Raw genomic sequence first — 19,464 nt, 5'->3', positions numbered from 1 at the left:
TCAGCCGCCCCGCCGCACGGCGTCGACCCCGCTCCGGAGGCCGTCATTCGCATCACGTTCGCGACCATAGCCACCGCGGCGCCCATGGGGCAGCAGGTCTACGAGGAAGAGATCATCCGGCGCGCCCCGGGTGTGCTGGGCGACGCCGTCGAGGTGCGGCGCGAGATCGTCCGGTCGGTCCGCTCGGAGCTGCCCGGCACCGCCCGGCTGCCCACCTGGGTGCTGCGCTCGGCCCCTCGGCCGGTGCGCGCCGTCGCCGGGGCGGCCATGTACCGGGGTGCCGACGTCGTGCACCGGATGGGTCTGGGGATGCCACCGGCCCGGGTGCCGGAGATCATCACCATCCACGACACCGTCGCGTGGCGCTTCCCCGACGAGTCGACGCCGGAACCGTTCGCGTCCGCCGACCTCCGGCGGGCGGTCGCGGTCGTCGCTCCCTCCCAGTTCTCCGCCGACGACGTCGCCGAGCACCTCGGCATCGAGAACGTGCACGCGATCCACAACGGCGTCGACGAGCGGTTCTTCGACGCGCGGCCGCTCGACCCCGAGGCGCGTGCACGGCTCGGGCTGGAGGAGCCCTACGTGCTGCACGCCGGAGGCGCCTCGGCACGCAAGAACCTCGAGGGTCTCGCCGAGGCGTGGCCGCTGGTCGCGCGGGCCCGGCCCGACCTCACCCTCGCGCTCAGCGGCCCGCCCCACCCGCGCCGCACCGCTCTGTTCGGGTCGCTGCCCCGCACGCGGCTGCTCGGTCGGGTGGCCGACGACGTCGTGCCCGGCCTGCTCGCCGGTGCAGCTGCCGTCGTCGTGCCCTCGCTGTACGAGGGGTTCGGGCTGCCGGCCCTGGAGGGGATGGCGGTTGGCGTCCCGGTGGTCGCCGCACGCACCAGCTCGCTGGTGGAGGTGGTGGGCGACGGGGGCCTGCTGGTCGAGCCCGACGGGCCCGCGATCGCGGAGGGTCTGATCTTCGCCACGTCGGAGGACTCGGAGGTCGCGACGATGCGCGCGAGAGGGCGTGCACGGGCGCAGTCGTTCACCTGGGACCGCAGCGCGCAGCAGCACGCGGAGCTGTGGCGATCGGCGCTCGGTCTGGTCTGACGCGCGGGCGCGCGTGAGCCGCGGCTCACGTCGCCGGTAGTACCGGGTAGTTTTCTCCCGTGACCAGCACGGCGGACCCCGCAATCGTCGTCTCGGGGTTGGGCAAGACGTACCGACTCGGCGCCTTCGGGGAACGGCCCTCGACGTCGGTGCAGGCGGCCATCCAGTGGCTGCGCTCGACCGGCAAGATGAAGTACACGCTCTTCGACGCCCTCGACGACGTCTCGTTCGAGATCCCGCGGGGCGAGGCCGTCGGCATCGTCGGCCGCAACGGGGCCGGCAAGTCCACGCTGCTGAAGCTGCTCACCCGTGTGACGGCACCGACGCGCGGCAGGATCGAGCTCAACGGCCGCGTCGGGTCGCTGCTCGAGGTCGGCACGGGCTTCCACCCGGAGCTCACGGGCAAGGAGAACATCTTCCTCAACGGTGCGATCCTGGGGATGACCCGCAAGGAGATCCTGCGCCGCTACGACGAGATCGTCGAGTTCTCCGGCATCGAGAAGTTCCTCGCCACCCCGGTCAAGCGCTACTCCTCCGGCATGTACGTGCGGCTGGCGTTCTCGGTCGCCGCGCACCTCGACACCGAGATCCTCGCGATCGACGAGGTGCTCGCCGTCGGCGACGCGGAGTTCCAGCGCCGCTCGATCGCCAAGATGCGCGAGGCCGCCACCGGCGGCCGCACGGTGCTCTACGTGAGCCACCAGCTGCAGACCGTGCAGGCGCTGTGCACCTCGGCGATGCTGCTCGACCGCGGCCACCTGGTCTACTCCGGCACCGTCGACGGCACGCTCGAGGCCTACCGCGACAGCTTCGAGAGCTTCGCGCTCGCGCAGAGCGACCCGAAGAGCCGGCCGGGCAACGGCAAGGTCAGGCTCGAGTCCGTGTCGATGAGCGACGAGTTCGTGAAGTCGGGCGACGACATCGTCATCGACTTCACGGTGCCACGCTCGAAGAAGCTCATCGGCACCTACTTCGTCTCCGCGCACATCAACAACGACCAGGGCGCCGTGATCGCGCAGTGCGACTCGCGGCTCGTCGGCAAGTGGTTCGACCCGAGCGAGCCGCAGTCGGGGCGACTCGTCGTCCGCGACCTGTGGCTGAAGCCCGGCCAGTACACCGTCGACGTCTACGTGTGCCAGGCCGGCGTGCTGGACGCCTGGGAGGGCGCCTGGAGGTTCGAGGTGCTTCCCGACCTGCCGTACCCCGAGTTCTCGGAGTCCTCCAGCACCGAGAAGGGTCTCGTCTTCGTGAACTTCGACTACGAGGGGCGCTGAGGTGGACAACCCCGACCGCATCGTCATCACGCCGCCCGGCCGCCTCAACCTGCCGCCGTGGCGGGAGATCTGGCGCGCTCGCGAGGTCGCCATCCGACTCGCCCAGCGCGACATCATCGTCCGGTACCGGCAGACGATCTTCGGGATCGCCTGGGTGGTTCTGCAGCCCCTGGCGGGCGCGGGCATCTTCACGATCGTCTTCGGCGTCATCGCCGACCTCTCGACCGAGGGCGTGCCGACCTTCGTGTTCACGCTCGCCGGCATGCTCGCGTGGAACCTGTTCAACGGCGCACTCGGCCGGTCGTCGTCGTCGATGGTGAGCAACCAGTCGCTCGTGCAGAAGGTCTTCTTCCCACGGCTGCTGGTGCCGATCTCGAGCCTGGCCTCCATCGTGCTCGACTTCCTCGTCGGGTTCTCGCTGCTGGTCGTCCTCATGATCATCTTCGGCATCGCGCCCGGGTGGCAGATCCTGCTCCTGCCGGTCTGGATCGTGCTGACGATGCTGCTCGGTGTCGGGTTCGGGCTGGCGGCTGCGGCCTACCTGGTCAAGTACCGCGACGTCGGTTACGTACTGCCGTGGTTCATGCAGCTGCTGATGTACGCGAGCCCCCTCGCCTACGCGCTCTCAGCCGTGCCGCAGAACCTGCGCTGGCTGTTCGAGATCAATCCCGTCACCTGGTTCCTGGAGGCCTTCCGCTGGTCGACGCTGGGCACCGCGATGCCGCCGGTGTGGCAGCTCGTCGCCATCGCGGTCGCCGGCCCGTTGGTGTTCTTCCTCGGCACTCTCGTCTTCCAGAAGAACGAGCGCGAGTTCGCGGACTACATCTGATGCGCGTCACGGCGTACGTCCTGGTGGCAGACCCCAACTTCCTCGCGCAGAGCTTGCGGTCCTACTACGACCACGTCGAGCGCATCGTGCTGTCCTACGACGAGACGTCGACCTCGTGGACGGGGACACCGCTGCCTGTCGACGAGTGCCTCGAGATCATCGACTCCCTCGACACCGCCGGCAAGTGCGTGCACGCACCCGGACACTTCGCGCGCCTCGACGAGGAGCCGCTGGACAACGACACGTTCCAGCGCCAGACGGCGCTCGACCTCGCCTCCGAGGAAGCGGACTGGGTGCTGCAGCTCGACACCGACGAGGTGATGCTCGACGCCGGCCGGTTCTTCCAGTCGCTACGGCATGCCGACGCGGCGGGCGCCGCGGCGCTCGCCTACCCCTCCCGCTGGTTGTACACGCGCGTCGCGGGCGGGCGATACCTGGAGGCGAGCACGCGGTTCTGGCGGCCTGCAGCGTCCTACCCCGGCCCGCTCGCGGTCAGGGCGGGCACGCAGCTCGTGCACGCCCGGCAGACCGATGTCCCGACCTACCGCGTCGACCTCCGACCGTGGAACACCGACCCGGCCCACCACCACGAGACGATCGTGCACGAGGTCGTCCGGCCGCGCGAGGCGGTGCTGCACTACTCGTGGGTGCGCGACCACGACACCATCCGGCGCAAGTTCGGCTGGTCGGGCCACGCCGCGGACTACTCTCGTCCGATCGTGTACCAACGCTGGGCACGTCGACAGCGCCATCCGTGGCGCACGGTGCTCACCAACCCGCTGCGGCGCCGGGACTGGTACCGGATGGTCACGGTGCCGGAGTGAACGGAGCCCCATGAGCCTCACCGCCTCGGTCGTCATCATCACCTACGCCCGGCCCGACTACGTGCGGACCTGCCTGGAGCACCTCGGCCGGCTGTCCACGGCCCCGCGAGAGATCGTCGTCGTCGACGCCTCCCCCGACGACCGCACGATCACCCTTGTCGCCGAGGAGTTCCCCGACGTCCGGCTCGTGCGCAACGAGCTCGGTCCTGGCACGATGCCGGAGTCGCGGCAGCTCGGTTACGCGGCGACCGACGGCGACGTCATCGCGTTCATCGACGACGACGCCTTCGTCGACCCGGACTGGCTCGACCAGCTGCTGGCGCCGTACGAGGACCCCTCGGTGGTGGCGGTCGGCGGACGAGCGCTCAATGGTATCGAGGGGGAAGAGACCTCGGGTCTCGGGGAGATCGGGCGGCTGCTGCCCGACGGCCGCCTGACCGGCAACTTCGCCGCCGATCCCGGCCGCGTCATCGAGGTCGACCACCTCCTCGGGGCGAACATGTCGTTCCGCCGCAGCGCACTCGACGCGATCGGCGGCATCCGCGGCAACTACCCCGGCACCTGCCTGTGCGAGGAGTCCGACATCTCGCTGCGACTCGGGAAGGCGGGCGGGCGCCTCGTCTTCCAGCCGCGCGCGATCGTCCGCCACGTCGCCGCGCCCTACACCTCCGGTGGCAAGCGGTTCGACCGGCGATACCTGTACTACGCGCGCCGCAACCACCTGATGCTCCTGGTGCGAGTGTTCGGGTGGCGCGATCCCTTGGTCCGTCGCTACGCCCTGACGACCCTGCGCGACCAGAGCGAGTACCTGCGCGTGTTCGTCCGACGTCTCGGTCCGCGCCACTCCGACGGCAGGCCTCGCCGCGTGTCGAAGCGACTGCTCGCGCCGGTCGTGCTGACGCGCTCGCTCGCCGAGCTGGCAGGTCTGCTCGCAGGGGTGCCTGCGGCCATCCGTGCGACGCGGTCCGATCGCCAGGGAGGGTCGAGGTAGTCGATGGCCGAGCAGACGCGAGCGAGTGGTGCGGCCATGCGGGAGCGACCCGACGCGACCACGGGCCGGGCGACGAACGGGAACGCTCCGTGAGGACTGGGCTGATCGTGCGTCGCCGCGCCCTCGAGGCGCCGCCACTCGAGCCCTGGCGCCTCCGCGGAGTCCCGCGAGCCGTTCTGCCGCCCGTGGTCTGGGACTCGTTCGGGACGTTCGCCGTGCGGACCGGCGATCGGGTGCTCGCGCTGACCTACGACGACGGACCTCATCCCGAGCACACACCGGCTCTGCTCGACGTTCTGGCGCAGCACGGTGCCGGCGCCACGTTCTTCGTGCTCGAGGGGCCGGCTCGCCGCCACCCCGACATCGTGCGTCGGATCGTCGACGAGGGGCACGAGATCGGCCTGCACGGGCCCGACCACACCTCTTTGCTGGAGCAGCCGACGAGTGTCGCGCTCCGGCGGGTCAGGGACTCTCGGGCGGCGGTCGAGGCCGTGGCAGGTCGACCGGTTGCGCTGTACCGGCCCCCGTACGGTCGGCACACACCTGCGCAGTCGCGCATCCTGGCGCGTGACGGGTTGGAGCTGGCGATCTGGTCGGGTGACGCCAGGGACTGGGTGGACGCGCCGGAGGAGGATGTCGTCGAGGCAGCATGGCGCTCGGTGCACCCGGGAGCTGTGCTCCTGCTGCACGACGACCGTGCGGACCCCGAACGCTTGGGTCCGGGCGAGCAGCTGCCTGCCTTCGACAAGGCGCGCGTGCTGGATCGGCTCCTCGGCCGGCTCGCCGACGAGGGCTACCTGTCGATGACCATGGGCGCCATGCTTCGCGCCTACCCACGCGTACGGACGTACGCGCGCGAGCGCAGCCGGTCATGACCACGGTCAACACTCCCTGGCTGAGCGTCGTGATCGCCGCTCACGATGCGGCCTCGACCCTTCCGAACCAGCTCGCACCCCTCGTTGCTCAGGCCGCCGGCCGGCCCTGGGAGATCCTCGTGTGCGACAATGGCTCACGCGACGGCACCCGGAGGCTTGTCCAGGAATGGGCGGCGCAGCATCCGCAGGTCCGCCTGGTCGATGCAGGGGCGCGGCGCGGCCCCGCAGCAGCGCGCAACATCGGTGTCGAGGCCGCTCGGGGTGACGTGATCGCCTTCGTGGACGCCGACGACGTCGTCGGCGACGGATGGGCCGACGCCGTCGAGCGGGCGCTCACCGAGCACGCGTTCGTCGCCGGCCGGTTCGACATCGAGCGGCTCCACCCCCGTAGCCGCGTCACCGTGTCCTGGTCTCCTCAGCTCGACGGCCTGACACACCTCGAGTGGATGCCGGGTCTGGTGACGGCGGGTGCGGGCAACATGGCCATGCGTCGCGAGATCTTCGACGCGGTGGGTGGGTTCGACGAGACGCTCCGCACCGCCGAGGACGACGACCTGTGCCTGCGGGCCCAGCTGCTGGGGCACCGCCTCCACTACGAGCCTCGTATGGTGCTGCACGTCCGGCGACGCAGCGGTCTCCGACAGGTCTTCCGTCACGCCGTCACGGCAGGCGCCGGCGCGCACCGGCTTGCCCACAAGTACGCGCGGGTCGCGGCCGAGCTGGCCGCGGTCGACGAGCCGCCGTCCGCGGCCCCGGCGACGACGACCGATCCGGGGCAGACGCGACGGCGGCTCGCACGACTGCTCAGACCCGAGACGATCGCGAACCTCGCCTGGCGGATCGGGTGGCGCCTGGGGTGGCGCACCGCAGATCTCGACGGCATCGTTCAGCCCACGGCCGCGGAGCTTCGCCGCCCCGGCCGGCGTGACGGCCGACCCAAGGGCAGGCGGTCGTGATCAGGCGCCGTCAGGTCGAGGGAGCACGACCGGCACAGGTAACGGCACGACCTCACGCGCCGCGCGTCGACCACGCATCGACCCCCACCGATGACCTGCGCGGAACGCATGGTCGGCCCACCTGACCCGACCTCGGAACCGGCCCACCCGCTCGGCCAGCTGCCGCAACCGGTCCGACGCGCTCGACGGCGGAGCCGCGGCGTCTCCACGAGGGCTCTCGTCCTGCTCGCAGAGCGCTGCAGCGACGAGCAGATACCGAGCGCGCAACAGCTCGTCCCCGACCCCGTAGTGGTAGCCCTGCCAGAACGCGGCTCGCACACCATCTCGCTTGCGCACGTGCAGCACGATCTCGGGGTGCTCCACGAGGCGGTGACCGGCGAGCTGGATCCGCCAGCAGAGGTCGGTGTCCTCGCTGGTCCGCAGGTCCTCGTGGAAGCCTCCGACCTTCTCGAACACCGCACGCCGGACCCCGAGGTTGTTGGTGCTGGCACCCCGCAGCCGCGGCATGAACGGCATCGCGTACACCGCCTCGCTGGTCCAGCTCACCGACGCGCGGTGGGCAGCGTTGAGCAGCTCGCCCTCCAAGGAACCGGTGACGAGCTCGTCGACCTCGAGCGCCGCGTGCATGGTCTCCACCCAGTCGTCCGCCACGACGTCGTCCGCATCGGCGAACGCCAGCAGCGGCGCCTGCGCGTGCCGCGCGCCGACGTTGCGCGCGGCCGCGGGACCGCGCCGCGCCGAGGCATCCAGCAGCCGCAACCACGGGGCCCCCACCTCTCGAGCACGGACCAGCGCTCGCGTGCCGTCGCGCGAGCCGTTGTCGCAGACGAGGACCTCGAAGGGGACCGTTGTTCGCTGGCGGGCGAAGGCGTCGAGCTGCTCACCCAGGGTCGCCTCGGCGTCGAACGCCGGGATCACGACGGACAGGGCCGGCACCGTCATCCTCACAGGCAGCGCCTCCCATGCGAGCGTCGATGTCCGGGATCGTAGCAACGTGGTTCGGACGGCTCGAACGCGCACTGTCTCGCTACCATCGGCAGGTGCAGCTTGAGCAGCTTCTCCCCGTCTCAGGCCGAGTGCTCGAGCTGGGTGCGCAGGACCAGTCGTTGCCATCGGCTCTGGAGCTGCGCGGCTATGCGCACCACCTCTCGTTGGTGGACCCGTCCCGGTTGTCCTCGGTGCGCGCGTCCGGGCCGGCTGCCGAGCGAGTGCAGCCGTTGCCGGCAGCGTTCGACCCCACACGGTGCAGCACCGACCTGCTCGTCGTGCGTTCGAGCGCCCTGCGTGCCGTCTGGGGTCTGCACGGTGACATCGGGGCTCGGTACATCGCCGTCGAACGGGGTGGATCGGCGGGCAACAGCGTCGAGACGATGCTGGTGCGGCTCACGGGGCGGCTGGCGGGCCGCTCCCGTCCGGTGGGGCGCATGTCTGTGGCTGGCACCTCGTTCGAGGTGCTCGAGATCACCAACCCGCGCCCGCGCGCACCGCGGATCTACTACTCCCCAGCCTGGGGCGCCACCGGCCTTGCCGAGCGGTTGGCCGACGCCGGTATCCGTTACGTCGTTCTGCGGTGGTTCGAGACGCTCCCGCACGTCGACGAGGGCGAGGACCTCGACATCCTCGTGGCCGACGAGGACCTGGAGCGCACCCGCGCGCTGGTCGAGTCGGAACCAGGCACCGAACCGATCGACCTCTACAGCGCGTCCGGTCTGCCGTACTCCGACTTCAACGACGCCGCGTACTACCCGCCTCACCTCGCTGAGCAGATCCTCGCCACAGCGATCGTGCACGAGAGCGGCTTCAGCGTCCCGGCGTCGGTGGAGCACCTGCGGTCGCTGGCCTATCACGCCGTGTACCACAAGGGGGCCGCATCCGGTCTGCCGAGCGCCGGGCAGCACCCTCCGGCAGGAGCAGCGGACCACGACTATGCCGCGCATCTGGAGCGGCTCGCAGCCGCCAACGGCGTCGATCTCGTCCCGACGCTGGAGGGTCTGGACACCTATCTCGCCTCCGTCGGCTGGCGCCCTCCCGAGGACACGTTACGCCGTCTCGCCACGCACAACGACTGGGTGCGTGCTCTCATCCAGGACGATCCGGACGAGACGTTGCCCGAGCGAGCCGAGCTCGCCGTCTTCCTGCTCCGGGAGAGGGCGCTCGACATCCTCGGTGTCGACGACTTCTCCAGGCTGCTCGACCACTTCGGGTTCGACGCTCTGCTGGTCGAGCCTCTCACGGGGGACGCCGCGAGCCGGGCCGCGCGTCAGCTACGAGGGGGCAACTGGGGACAGGGCCCGTTCCCCGTCAGCGGAGGCGAACCCGCGGTCCTCGCGGTCGCCGTGCACCACGCCCCGATACCCCCGTACGAGTGGCTCCAGCATCGTTACCCTCACCTCACGAACGCCGAGACGTGGGAGCTCAAGGACGCGCTCCGGCGCCGGATCGAGTCGCTGGTGCCGCCCGACGAGCGGTTCAACCCCGTCCACTCCGCCGACAGCACCCATGAGGCGTGGCAGTACCTGCGGGTGGTGCTCCCCGAGCGCGTGCCCGAGCTGCACGACGAGGCGCACGCGCGTGCCGCGGCGCTCGCTCCCCCGCCCGGCCTGATCCGCAACCTCTCCGTGGGCAGGCGCGCACGGGTGGACGTCGTCGACGGCCGCCAGGGACCAGTCGTCCGGAAGACCTTCGTTCCTGCCTTCGACCGGTTCCTCGAGCGCGAGGTGTTCGCGCGCCGCGACCTGTCCCGACGGATCGGTGCGATCCCGCCGCTGCTCGACAGCGGAGCGACATGGGTCGAGAGCCCTCTGTACGACGACCGTCTACCCCGCGACCGCAGGCCGCTGCCGCTGCCCGTCGTGCGGGAGATGGTCGCAGTCCTGCGTGAGCTGCACGAGGCCGGCTACGACGTCGTCGACGCCAAACCCGACAACTTCGTGCTCGACGCGCGAGAGGGGCTGAAGCTCGTCGACCTCGAGTTCCTCCACGCCTACCCGGACGGACCCGGATCCTTCGTCGAGAGTGCGAACTTCGGCGAGCCCCAGGCGGACTTCGACGGTGACCGACCCGTCGGTGACATGTCGTACGCCTCACGGTGGCTGTCAGCGACCGGGATGCCGCTCGATCTGCTGGTGGAGGGCAGTCCGTGGCAGCAGCAGATGCACCGAGCCGCGTGGGCACTGGGCGGCCTGACGACGCGTGCGGGTTCGCCGCCGCGGCGTCTGCTGTCTCGTGCGCGACCACTCGCACGCCACGCGCGGTGGCTGGCTCGAGAGCGCCTGACGGACTGGTCGCTCCAACGAGCCGTCGTGAGCGCTGCGCAGACGCGGCGGCCCGGATGAGCAGAGAGAAGAGCAGATGACCGACAGCCCCACACCGAGCGTCAGCGTGATCGTGCCGGTCTACAACGACGTGGACCGGTTGCGCACGTGTCTGGCGGCTCTGGCGGCACAGGACTACACCGGGCCGCTGGACGTCGTCGTCGCGGACAACGCCTCCACCGAGGACGTCGGGGCCGCGCTGCCTCCTGGGGATGCACGGTTCACCGTGGTGCGCGAGATGCAGAAGGGATCGTACGCGGCGCGGAACGCCGCCGTCCGGGTGGCTCGGGGCGCGATCTTGGCCTTCACCGACGCCGATTGCGTCCCGCACGCGACGTGGGTGTCGCGAGCAGTAGCCGTGCTCGCCGATCCGACGGGAGCGCCCGACGCGGTCGGCGGGCGCGTGAATCTCACGTTCAGATCGGCAGCCGGCCCGACCACCGGACCGGAGCTGTACGAGGCGATCGAGGGGTTCGACCAGGAGCTCTTCGTGCGCACGGCCCATTTCGCGGCAACGGCCAACCTGGTGGTCCCTCGACGCGTGTTCGAGGAGGTCGGGCCGTTCAACGCGACGCTGCAGTCCGGGGGTGATCTGGAGTGGGGGCAACGCCTGCATGCTCGAGGTCTGCGGCTGCAGTACGTCGACGACGCCGTGATCGACCACCCCTCGAGACCGACCTGGCGCGAGCTGACCAAGAAGACGATCCGCATCGCCAACGGTCACGCCGACCTCTACTCGGATCCTGCCACTGCGGTGTTCGCCGCCAACAGCTGGCACGACCTGCGTCAGACCTTCACGGTCTGGTGGTCGGTCTGGCGGGCGGAGTGGCCGACATCTCCCGCGGCGAAGCTCCGGCTCGCCGCGGCTCGCTCGTACGCCGGACTGCTGGAGATCGTCGTTCGCACCCGTCGACGGGCCTGGCGGCCGGCGGCCTCACCGGCGGTTGGATCGGACTCCTAGCGCGATCACGGCTCAGTCCGCCAGGGCTGCGACCGCTCGGGCCATGGCGGGCATCGTCCACGGCTTGTAGCGGCGGCGCGGCTGGCTGTAGGACACGACTCGATCGAGAAGGATCAGGGTGGCCGCCTGTGCGCTGTCGAGATCACCCATCGTGGACGACGCGAGCTCGGCCAGTGGTCCGGTCAGTTCGCGGTCACGAAAGCGTACGAGCGCCTGCGCAAGGCTCCCACCGTGCGATCGGCGGTCGTGCTCGATCGCCGCGTAGCCGGCGTCCAGCACGAGCGGGTTGAACGGCTCGAACCTGTTCCAGTCGACAAGGATCGCCGCGCCACCGTCCACGAGGAGCAGGTTGTCGGCGTGCAGGTCGCCGTGGGTCGGGCCGGCCGGTACCGAGACATCCGCCATCGTGTCGAGGACTCGCGCTCGCAGGGCGCGGGCCCCTGCCTCGTCCGCGTCACGTGCCCCGCGCGCTCCGGTGAGCCGCTCCCAGAAGGCGGTGGCACCGAGCGGTGCATCTCGACCAGGTGCGAGACCGCGAAGGATCTGGGCAATCGTCTGCTCCGCCTCGCCCGGTCTGGCGTGGCGCTCGCGGATCAGCGGGTATCGCACGTACGGAAGACCGTGCCAATCATGGACGTGCACGGACCGGATGACGTGCGGAGCGAACCCCGTGGACCGAGCACGTCTCGTGTTCTGCGCCTCCTGGATCAGGGCGTCCTGCTGGTGCCTCGACAAGGGGAGCTTGACGAAGGACTCCTGGCCGAGGACGGCGACCCGCGCATCCGACAACCTGATGAGCTCGCGCGAGCCGGCTGGCTCCGCGAGGATCTCTGCGAGTGGGTCGCACGGAGCTGCTTCCGGGCCGTAGGCCACGACGAAGCGGTCGGCCGGGAGCCAGCGCACGCCTCCTGCCGCAGCTATCGCTGCCTTCAGCAACCTCTTGCCGCGGACGGACGGTGCTGACGCCTGTGATGCTTCGGAGGTGAGGTGCTGGCCCCAGCGGCTCTCGTCGAGAACTCGGCTCCAGTCGGCACGACCGGGCCGAGCCACGAGGACCGTCGCATGTGGCAGACCGACCTCGCGGAGCAGGCGAAGCAGTCGACCGCGCGAGGAAGGTCCGCCGGCATCCTGCGCGACGACGGCGACGCCCTCGGGCGCAAGGACGCGCGCCACCTCACCGATCACGAACCTCAGATCGCCCCGCGCTCGGTGCACCTCTGCCGTGTCCACGAACACGCGGTCGAAGGAGTCGTCCGGCCAGGGCAGCTGGGATGTGAGCGCGAGATGAACCGCATCCGTCACCGGCGCGGCGCTCATGAGCCGCTCGAACCGCAGGCGGAGAAGGACCGGGTCGGCGATCGTCACGTCGAGACCGCACGAGACCAGCGCGGCCGCCAAGGAGGGCCACCCGGTACCGAGGTCCAGCGCACGCGCACCGGGGGGCGCCATCGCCAGCGCGGCTGCTACTGCTCCGCCCGGGTGCAGCAGACGCGCGAGCAGCTCGGGCGGCCACGGATCCAGCGAGTCGAGCATCGAGTTCACCAGATCCGATGCGCTGGTCGCGCGTCGAACCTGCTCGTGCCGCTCACTCGGAAGGGCCAACCACGTGACGTCACGATCGGTCAGGCGTCGGATGTGCTGCGCCCCTGGATCCGGGTCGCTGTCAGCGTTCCCTGCCGGTGGTGGTGCCACGTCCGAACGATACCCGCACGCCCGCCTCCACCTCCGGCGGCATGCGATCACGACGCGACGGGACTCGGTCGGGCCCTGTCGGCTGTCGTGCGCCGCGCTCGGGCCGCTGCAACCTCGGCGAGGAGGTCACGCGCAACGAGCGCGATCACCGTGAGACACGCACAGATGCTGACCACGATGTCCGCCGTCACGAGCTGAGCAGCGCTGCCGCCGAGGACGTGGAACGAGCCACCACCCGCGACACGTGTCACGACGTGCCACGACGTGACAGCGATGAGCAGCACGGCCCCGAGGGTGCGCGCCCGCCGAAGCCTCTCGCCCTTGAGGACGAAGACCGCCGCCAGATCGATGAACACCAGGTAACCGACCACCTGCGTGGGAAACGTGATGTTGAGGATCAGCGTGTTCGCGAGGTGGAACGTCGGCAGCACCAGGAGCCACGTACGCCACGCGATGCGACCCGAGAGCAACGCCGCGAAACCCGACAGCTCCATAAGGACCGCGCTGAAGTCCGCGATCTTGAGGAGCCACAGCGGAGTACCTGGGACGAACGGAGCGAGGAGTCTCGGAGCGTCCAGATCCATCCTGGGGTAGTACCAGCTGAGGATCCCGCTGACGCCGAGGTCGGTCGTGAGCCAGAACCGCGCCTTGTCGACCCCCGCGGCGAGGAACCCGAAGCAGATGGACACGGCCAGCAGTGACATCCCCTGCGCGACCCGACGGGGCGACCCCTTGCCCCAGTCGGCGACCGCCATGCAGCCGAGGATCAGCACGATGGCGATCTGGTGCGAGACCTTCCCGTGCGAGTAGTTGAAGGTCGAGCTGACGAGGTAGGTGAGCAGCGCCGTCACCGTCATGGCGCGGGTCCGGTAGCCGACCGTCATCGCACAGAGAGCGAGCAGGCCGACGATGTCGACGACCGTGAAGAACGGCGGTGGCGGAAACCGTCCGACGAGGTAGGCGAGACTGAAGACCGGCGGGTCGAAGAAGGCGTCGGGCGTCCGGTCGAGCCAGGCGAACCAGCGCGCGTCGAACACGAGCAGGTAGGCACCGAAGACCCACCGGAAGATCCCCAGCGACCGTGCAGGGACGGTGGTCGAGGTCTCGATGCGCCACCAGACCCACGAGAGGGCTCGATCAACCAAGCAGATCGACCTCCTCGACCACCTCTCGCTCGAGCACGGCACCGGTGGCATGATCGACGGTCACCCGCTCCGTCCTCATGATCAGCACGTCGGGTCGGAGGCCGAGCGCCTCGAGCTGTGCGGCGACCCACCTCAGGGCTGCCTGCCGGTCAGCCGCACTCGGGACGTGACGGGGCAGCTCGAGAGCGAGACCCGTCTTCCGGACGCGGATGGTCTGGGTCGGCGTCGTGTCCTGGCCGAACTCCGTGCCGATGATGCCACCCAGGTGCGAGGCCGGGATCGGGTCGAGCAGCTCCGTCCGGTCGACGACGACGTCGTCACCGGTCGGTGACTGCCCGATCAACGTCGAGCTGAGGAACACCGCCCGCTCGCCCTGGAGGCTCGCCGCGAACTGGCCGCCGCCCGGGAAGATCACCGCGGGATACGGTTCGTGGTCGGTGAGCTCGAGCAGTCCGAATGGCGTGACCAGGGCCGCTGCAAGGAGCAGGGAACCACCCCACCCGAAGAGGGCCTGCCCTCTACCGGCGCGCGGCAAGGTGTCCATCGCGCACGCTCATCCCGCCGCTGTCGCCAGGGATGCGATCTCCGACGCCGTCAGGGCACGGTCGTACAGCCTGACCTCGTCAAGCGTGCCCTTGAAGGGCTTGTCTCCGCCTGGTTCTGCGCCGATCGCGAGCGGGAGGTTGTTCGTCCCGACGGCCGAAGGACCAGCCACCGACCCGACGAGGACGCCGTCGACGTAGAGACGAAGAGTCGCGCCGTCGTAGCTACCCGCGAGATGCATCCACGTCCCGTTGGTCGGTACCGCCGACGTGCCGTTCACGCGGAACGTGTCACCCGAGGCGGCTCGGTTCAGTCGCAGGAAGGGGCGACCGTTGCTGGCGATCGCGAGCTCGAAGCCGTCGACGACGTGGGCCTGCGCCTTCTTGATGATGTGCTGCGTCGCCAGGGTCTCTGCTCGGACCCAGACGGCCACGGTGAAGGGCCCGGAGAGGTCCAGCGACGAGGCGTCGGGGACGGTCACGACTCCGGTCGTGCCGTTGAACTGCAGACCGCCGCCGCTGATGCCGGCGACGCGGGTCACGCCTGCGGAGAGCGTGCCGTCGTGGCCCGCGCCCGTGCCATCGACGACCACGGAGCCGGAGGGCTCGTCGAACGACCAGGTCGCCACCGCGCCGGCGCCGCCCGGCTCGGGGTCCGGGGTCGGCTCCGGGTCCGCGGTCGGCACGGGGTCCGGGGTCGGCTCCGGGTCCGGGGTCGGCTCCGGGTCCGGGGTCGGCTCCGGCGTCGGCTCCGGCTCGGGGTCCGGGGTCGGCTCCGGGTCGGGCGTCGGCTCCGGTTCCGCTGTCGGCTCCGGGTCGGGCGTCGGCTCCGGTTCCGCTGTCGGCTCCGGCGTGCTACCGGAGACCACGGCCTCCATCTGCGCGGCTGTCAGAGCACGGTCGTAGACGCGCACACCGTCGACCGCACCGCTGAGCTGCGCGCCGCCACCGGGCTGCGCCCCGATCACTAGGTCCAGGTCGTTCGTCGCGATCGACGCCGGCCCGAGCCCTGTGGCCACGAGCTCGCCGTCGACGTAGAGCCTCATCCCGAGCCCGTCGAACGTCGCGGCGAGATGGGTCCAGGTCGAGCCATCGGACGGTAGCGCGACCGGCCCGTTGAGACGGAACGTGTCACCCGAGGTCGCCTGGTTCAGCCGGAAGAACGGCCGCCCGTTGGATGCGAGAGACAACTCGTAGCCGGAGATTGAGTGATTGGTCGCCTTCTTCACGACGCTCTGCGTGGCAACCCGGTCGGGTCGGACCCAGGCCATCACGGTGAGTGCGTCGGTGACGTCCAGCGCCGGGTCATCGGCCACCGTCACACGGCCTGTGGACCCGTCCAGCAGCAGACCGCCCCCGCTGACACCCTCGACGCGGGTGACATCACCGACGGTGACGCCGTCGTTGCCGAGACCAGAGCGGTCGAAGACCGTGGTCCCGGAGGCCTCGTCGAACTCCCAGAAACCGATGCCCCCCGGTTCCGGCGTGGGCTCCGGAGCAGGCTCGGGCTCCGGCTCGGGGACCGGTACCTCCCCCGCGTGCAGCGAGCCGACCTCGCCTGCCGAGAGTGCCCGGTCGTAGATTCGCACCTCGTCGATGGCGCCCTTGAACGCGTAGCCGCCGCCCGGCTGATCCCCGATGGCGAGCGCGAGGTTGTTCGTCGCGACGGCTGGCGGACCCGCGAGCGACCCGACGAGCACACCGTCCACGTAGAGACGCATCACGACCCCGTCGTAGGTGCCGACCAGGTGCGTCCACGTCGAGCCGTCCGACGTCGCGACCGCGGGCGCGTTGACCCTGAAGGTGTCGCCCGAGGTCGCCTGGTTGAGGCGGAAGAACGGCTTCCCGGACGATGCCAGGGAGAGCTCGAAGCCATCGACGCCGTGGTTGGTCGACTTCTTCACGATGCTCTGGGTGGCCACCCGGTCGGGTCGCACCCATGCCGAGATCGTGATCGCGTCGGAGAGATCCAGGGACTGCTGGTCCGGGACGCTGACCCGAGCAGACACACCATCGAAAGCCAGTGCGCCGCCGTCGTGACCTGGCACGCGTGTCACCCCTCCGGTGAGTGCGCCGTGGTTCGCCTGGCCGGAAAGGTCGTAGGCCTGGTTGCCGCCACTCTCGTCGAAACGCCACACGCCGACAGCGCCCGGCTCAGGCTGAGGGTCGGGTGCGGGCTCCGGCTCCGGTTCGGGCTCCGGCGCCTCACCCGTGAACAGAGCGGCGACCTCGGCAGCGCTCAGAGCGCGGTCGTACACCCGCACACCGTCGACAGCGCCCTGGTAGGGGTTCCGTGCACTCGTCTCCCCGCCGATCATGAGCGGAAGGGTGTTCTGAGCAACCTGTGCCGGCCCTGCCTGTGACGCGACCTGGACACCATCCACGAAGAGCCTCATCGTGATCCCGTCGTACGTTCCGACGAGGTGTACCCAGGTCGCACCGTCCGCCGTCGGGACGACAGGTGACTGCAGTCGATAGTCGTTGTGAGACGAGCCGTGGTTCAGGCGCAGGTAGGGCCGGCCGGACGAGGCGAACGCGAGCTCGAAGCCGTCCACCACGTCGTCGTCGGCCTTCTTGACGACGTACTGGGTCGCAATTCTCTCCGGACGCACCCACGCTGCGACTGTCAGGTGCTCGATCGTGTCCATCATCGGAGACGGCGGCATGACGACCCGGCCGGAGTTCCCGTCCAGGCGCAGGGCGCCAGAACCACCGACGCCGTCGGTCCACGCCGTGGTGCCCTGCACCGTTCCGTTCAGACCCCAGACGGATCCGTCGGACACCGTGGTGCCCTGAGCGTCGTCGAAGTCCCAGGAGCCCAGCAAGCTCGGCTCGTCGGAGACACCGATCGTCATCGTCGCCTCACCCGACCACAGCTCGTTCGCTCGGACTCGGACACTGAAGGAGTCGAGACCCACGTAGGAAGCGGCCGGAGTGTAGGAGAACCCAGTGGTTCCCGAGAAGGTCACCGACCCGTGAGCAGGCGCCTGCACGAGCTCGATCGCGTCGATCGGAAGTGCCGAGTCGACCGTCACGTCGCCCTGCACCGGTTGTCCCGGCGCCGTGGCGAACGCATCATCCTTCACCTTGGGCGCCCCGGGGTGGGTCCACGCGAGGGTGGCCGTGCCGGTCGTCGAGGTCCCGCCCGCCATCGCGACGACGGTTCCGCTCACGTTCCGCTTGGTGCTGGTCGCGTTGTTCCGTGAGCCCGCCATCACCGTGTCGGCCGGGCCGCTGAAGTCGGGAGCGGCAAGGGTCGTGACCTTCTCGATGATGTCGTTGAGACCCTCGCTCGCGGTGTAGATGACGCGCAGCGTCGCCGTCGTCTCATCGATCTGCACGATCGGTCGTGTGCCCCTGCGGTCGACCTGGTACATCGGGTCCCAGGAGCCGTTCGGGCGCCTGACGAGCAGACCGATAACCGTCTCGTTCGGCGAGTTGTAGGAGGTCTTGACCGCCGCGTAGAGCGTGCCGTCGGAGGCCACCGCAACGTTGACATGGTCGTCCGCCATCCCCCCGCCCACCGGGCGAGCCGATGACGACGCGGGAACCTCGTCGGCGGTCCAGGAGCTGGGCGAGGCTCCGTCCACGTGCGTGCGGAACCCGAACCGCTGCGTGTTCTGGTTCGACCACAGCACGCCGATGCGGCCCGGCAACTTCGTGACGACCGCGATGTCGTCGTCTGTGATCCCCGACGCGATCGTGATCGGCGAGGAGAAGGTCGCGTACGGGGCGTCGGCCCATCGGACCTGGATCTGGCTGGACGTCTCCGTGGCGAGCCACATGCGCCCGGTGCCGTCCACGTCGACGGTCGCGGTCTCGCTCCCTGGGAGGGAGATCACGGTCGGGGCGGTGCGGCTCGACCACGGCACGTAGCTGGCCGCAGTGGCGTCGTACTGCAAGGAGACGAGCGAGGTCGTCGGGCCGTGGAGCAGCACGTGCACCACGTCCCCGACCGGCAGCACGTCTGCCCGGACGTCGATGCGGTCCGACAGCTGGTGGACCGCGGACCACTGCCCGCTCCCGTAGCGCCAGACCCAGGTACCGACCGGGTTGGTCGCTGCGGTGGCGAGAACGGCCCACCAGTGCCCGTTCGCCTGCCACACCTTCGACTGCGGCTTCTCGCCCGTGGTGCCCATGAGCGGGATCTCGGGTGCCGTGTAGGCCGGCGCGACCGGTGCGGACGCCGCCGACGTCGGAGGCGCCGGCGTCGTGGTGGTGGGCGCCGTCACCGACGGCGTCCTCCCAGGCTTCGGTGTCTGCGTCGGTGTCGAGGAGGGCGAGGCCGCAGAAGAGGTGGCGCCAGGGCCGCTCGGCGTCGTGGGCTGCCACGACAGCACGACCAGGCCCGCCGCGGGTTCCTCCTCCTCCGACCGCACCTCGATGTAGTAGGTCTCGTCCTCGTCGACGGCGACCTCGACCTCAGCGGTGTCCAGGTCGCCGGCGGTCGTGCCGCTGCCCACGACGGCTCCGGTGGCGCTGCCTCGGTGCACGGTGATCGCCGTGTCCATCTCGCTGCCCACCGTCGAGAACCGCATGGTGCCGGTGTCGATGGCGCGCCAGACCCACCACAGCGACGGCACGATGGTGCTGGGGCGACCGGGGCCGCCCTGGGAGGCCGGGAACGTCGCGCCGATGTCCTGTCCGACCGAGCCGCCGATCGGGCGCGCGTCCTCAGGGTCCGCCCCCGGCACGAGATCGCGGGCCTGGTCGCTGCCGTGGTCGCCCGCACCCACCGTCTCTCGCGGAGCTCCGACGCAGCCGGCCACGACCAGGCCGAGGACGGCGGCACCGACGAGGGCGCGTCGCAGGCCACGCGGCCTGCGCCACCACGACACCCGGGTGGACGACACGACTCGAGAGCTCTCGTCCTCAGCAGGCATGCTCATCTGCACTCACTCACAGGAAGGGTTGCGGCACAACGTGTACCCCGAATACAGGTGTGCCCCCCAACACGCCGTGCCGG

Annotated in this window: 14 protein-coding genes; 9 read left to right on the top strand and 5 right to left on the bottom strand. The window is 70.2% G+C overall.

From position 1 onward, the window contains the following. Positions 1 to 84 precede the first annotated feature (84 nt). From GPA02_RS02185 to GPA02_RS02160, 7 genes are all read left to right on the top strand, one after another. Positions 85 to 1,095, top strand: coding sequence for a glycosyltransferase family 4 protein (locus GPA02_RS02185; RefSeq protein ID WP_156198218.1), 1,011 nt, complete (start codon positions 85 to 87; stop codon positions 1,093 to 1,095). A gap of 59 nt (positions 1,096 to 1,154) precedes the next feature. Further along, positions 1,155 to 2,369: an ABC transporter ATP-binding protein gene (locus GPA02_RS02180; RefSeq protein WP_156198217.1), complete on the top strand. Its 1,215-nt coding sequence runs from the start codon at positions 1,155 to 1,157 to the stop codon at positions 2,367 to 2,369. A 1-nt stretch (position 2,370) separates the two neighbouring features. Then, positions 2,371 to 3,198, top strand: coding sequence for an ABC transporter permease (locus GPA02_RS02175; protein WP_156198216.1), 828 nt, complete (start codon positions 2,371 to 2,373; stop codon positions 3,196 to 3,198). Beyond that, the gene (locus GPA02_RS18770; RefSeq protein WP_162457678.1) at positions 3,198 to 4,022 is read left to right on the top strand and encodes a glycosyltransferase family protein; all 825 of its coding nucleotides are present in this window, start codon (positions 3,198 to 3,200) and stop codon (positions 4,020 to 4,022) included. Before GPA02_RS02175 ends, GPA02_RS18770 begins: the two co-directional genes overlap by 1 nt. A gap of 10 nt (positions 4,023 to 4,032) precedes the next feature. Next, entirely contained in the window at positions 4,033 to 5,013 is a 981-nt protein-coding gene (locus GPA02_RS02170) for a glycosyltransferase family 2 protein (protein WP_162457677.1), read from the top strand. 185 nt (positions 5,014 to 5,198) lie between these two features. After that, complete coding sequence (locus tag GPA02_RS18765; protein WP_162457676.1) at positions 5,199 to 5,888, top strand: polysaccharide deacetylase family protein; 690 nt, start codon at positions 5,199 to 5,201, stop codon at positions 5,886 to 5,888. Then, a complete protein-coding gene (locus GPA02_RS02160; RefSeq protein ID WP_162457675.1) occupies positions 5,885 to 6,844 on the top strand; it encodes a glycosyltransferase family 2 protein in 960 nt (319 codons plus the stop codon). The genes GPA02_RS18765 and GPA02_RS02160 overlap by 4 nt, the downstream gene beginning before the upstream one ends. On the opposite strand, the gene GPA02_RS02155 is transcribed toward GPA02_RS02160, so the two are convergent. Next, positions 6,845 to 7,786 (bottom strand): glycosyltransferase family 2 protein, encoded by a 942-nt coding sequence (locus tag GPA02_RS02155; RefSeq protein WP_162457674.1) that lies wholly within the window; start codon positions 7,784 to 7,786, stop codon positions 6,845 to 6,847. 482 nt (positions 7,787 to 8,268) lie between these two features. Here GPA02_RS02155 and GPA02_RS02150 point away from each other — a divergent pair, with 482 nt between their 5' ends. Both GPA02_RS02150 and GPA02_RS02145 read left to right on the top strand, forming a co-directional pair. After that, complete coding sequence (locus tag GPA02_RS02150; RefSeq protein ID WP_156198212.1) at positions 8,269 to 10,179, top strand: hypothetical protein; 1,911 nt, start codon at positions 8,269 to 8,271, stop codon at positions 10,177 to 10,179. Between the two features lie 16 nt (positions 10,180 to 10,195). Next, positions 10,196 to 11,119, top strand: coding sequence for a glycosyltransferase family 2 protein (locus GPA02_RS02145; protein ID WP_156198211.1), 924 nt, complete (start codon positions 10,196 to 10,198; stop codon positions 11,117 to 11,119). 12 nt (positions 11,120 to 11,131) lie between these two features. Here the strand turns inward: GPA02_RS02145 and GPA02_RS02140 are convergent, their stop codons facing one another. The 4 genes from GPA02_RS02140 to GPA02_RS02125 are packed head-to-tail and all read right to left on the bottom strand — an operon-like array spanning position 11,132 to position 19,387. Further along, entirely contained in the window at positions 11,132 to 12,811 is a 1,680-nt protein-coding gene (locus GPA02_RS02140) for a phosphotransferase (RefSeq protein ID WP_156198210.1), read from the bottom strand. 47 nt (positions 12,812 to 12,858) lie between these two features. Beyond that, positions 12,859 to 13,956, bottom strand: coding sequence for a hypothetical protein (locus GPA02_RS02135; protein ID WP_156198209.1), 1,098 nt, complete (start codon positions 13,954 to 13,956; stop codon positions 12,859 to 12,861). Further along, positions 13,949 to 14,500 carry a hypothetical protein gene (locus GPA02_RS02130; protein ID WP_156198208.1) on the bottom strand — a complete coding sequence of 184 codons (552 nt, stop codon included), beginning with the start codon at positions 14,498 to 14,500 and terminating at the stop codon, positions 13,949 to 13,951. The genes GPA02_RS02135 and GPA02_RS02130 overlap by 8 nt, the downstream gene beginning before the upstream one ends. A gap of 9 nt (positions 14,501 to 14,509) precedes the next feature. Beyond that, positions 14,510 to 19,387: a LamG-like jellyroll fold domain-containing protein gene (locus GPA02_RS02125; protein ID WP_156198207.1), complete on the bottom strand. Its 4,878-nt coding sequence runs from the start codon at positions 19,385 to 19,387 to the stop codon at positions 14,510 to 14,512. Positions 19,388 to 19,464 lie beyond the last annotated feature (77 nt).

Source organism: Actinotalea caeni (genome assembly GCF_009733795.1).
GTDB lineage: Bacteria > Actinomycetota > Actinomycetes > Actinomycetales > Beutenbergiaceae > Pseudactinotalea > Pseudactinotalea caeni.
The sequence above is the reverse complement of the archived record's forward strand: the minus strand, read 5'-3'. Positions and strand labels throughout refer to the sequence as shown.

Bases quoted from the DNA above. Each gene is read 5' to 3' on its own strand.
- GPA02_RS02125 (WP_156198207.1), bottom strand. From the start codon at position 19,387: ATGAGCATGCCTGCTGAGGACGAGAGCTCTCGAGTCGTGTCGTCCACC.
- GPA02_RS02185 (WP_156198218.1), top strand. From the start codon at position 85: ATGGGGCAGCAGGTCTACGAGGAAGAGATCATCCGGCGCGCCCCGGGT.
- GPA02_RS02150 (WP_156198212.1), top strand. From the start codon at position 8,269: ATGTCTGTGGCTGGCACCTCGTTCGAGGTGCTCGAGATCACCAACCCG.
- GPA02_RS02170 (WP_162457677.1), top strand. From the start codon at position 4,033: ATGAGCCTCACCGCCTCGGTCGTCATCATCACCTACGCCCGGCCCGAC.
- GPA02_RS02155 (WP_162457674.1), bottom strand. From the start codon at position 7,786: ATGACGGTGCCGGCCCTGTCCGTCGTGATCCCGGCGTTCGACGCCGAG.
- GPA02_RS02130 (WP_156198208.1), bottom strand. From the start codon at position 14,500: ATGGACACCTTGCCGCGCGCCGGTAGAGGGCAGGCCCTCTTCGGGTGG.
- GPA02_RS02145 (WP_156198211.1), top strand. From the start codon at position 10,196: ATGACCGACAGCCCCACACCGAGCGTCAGCGTGATCGTGCCGGTCTAC.
- GPA02_RS02160 (WP_162457675.1), top strand. From the start codon at position 5,885: ATGACCACGGTCAACACTCCCTGGCTGAGCGTCGTGATCGCCGCTCAC.
- GPA02_RS18770 (WP_162457678.1), top strand. From the start codon at position 3,198: ATGCGCGTCACGGCGTACGTCCTGGTGGCAGACCCCAACTTCCTCGCG.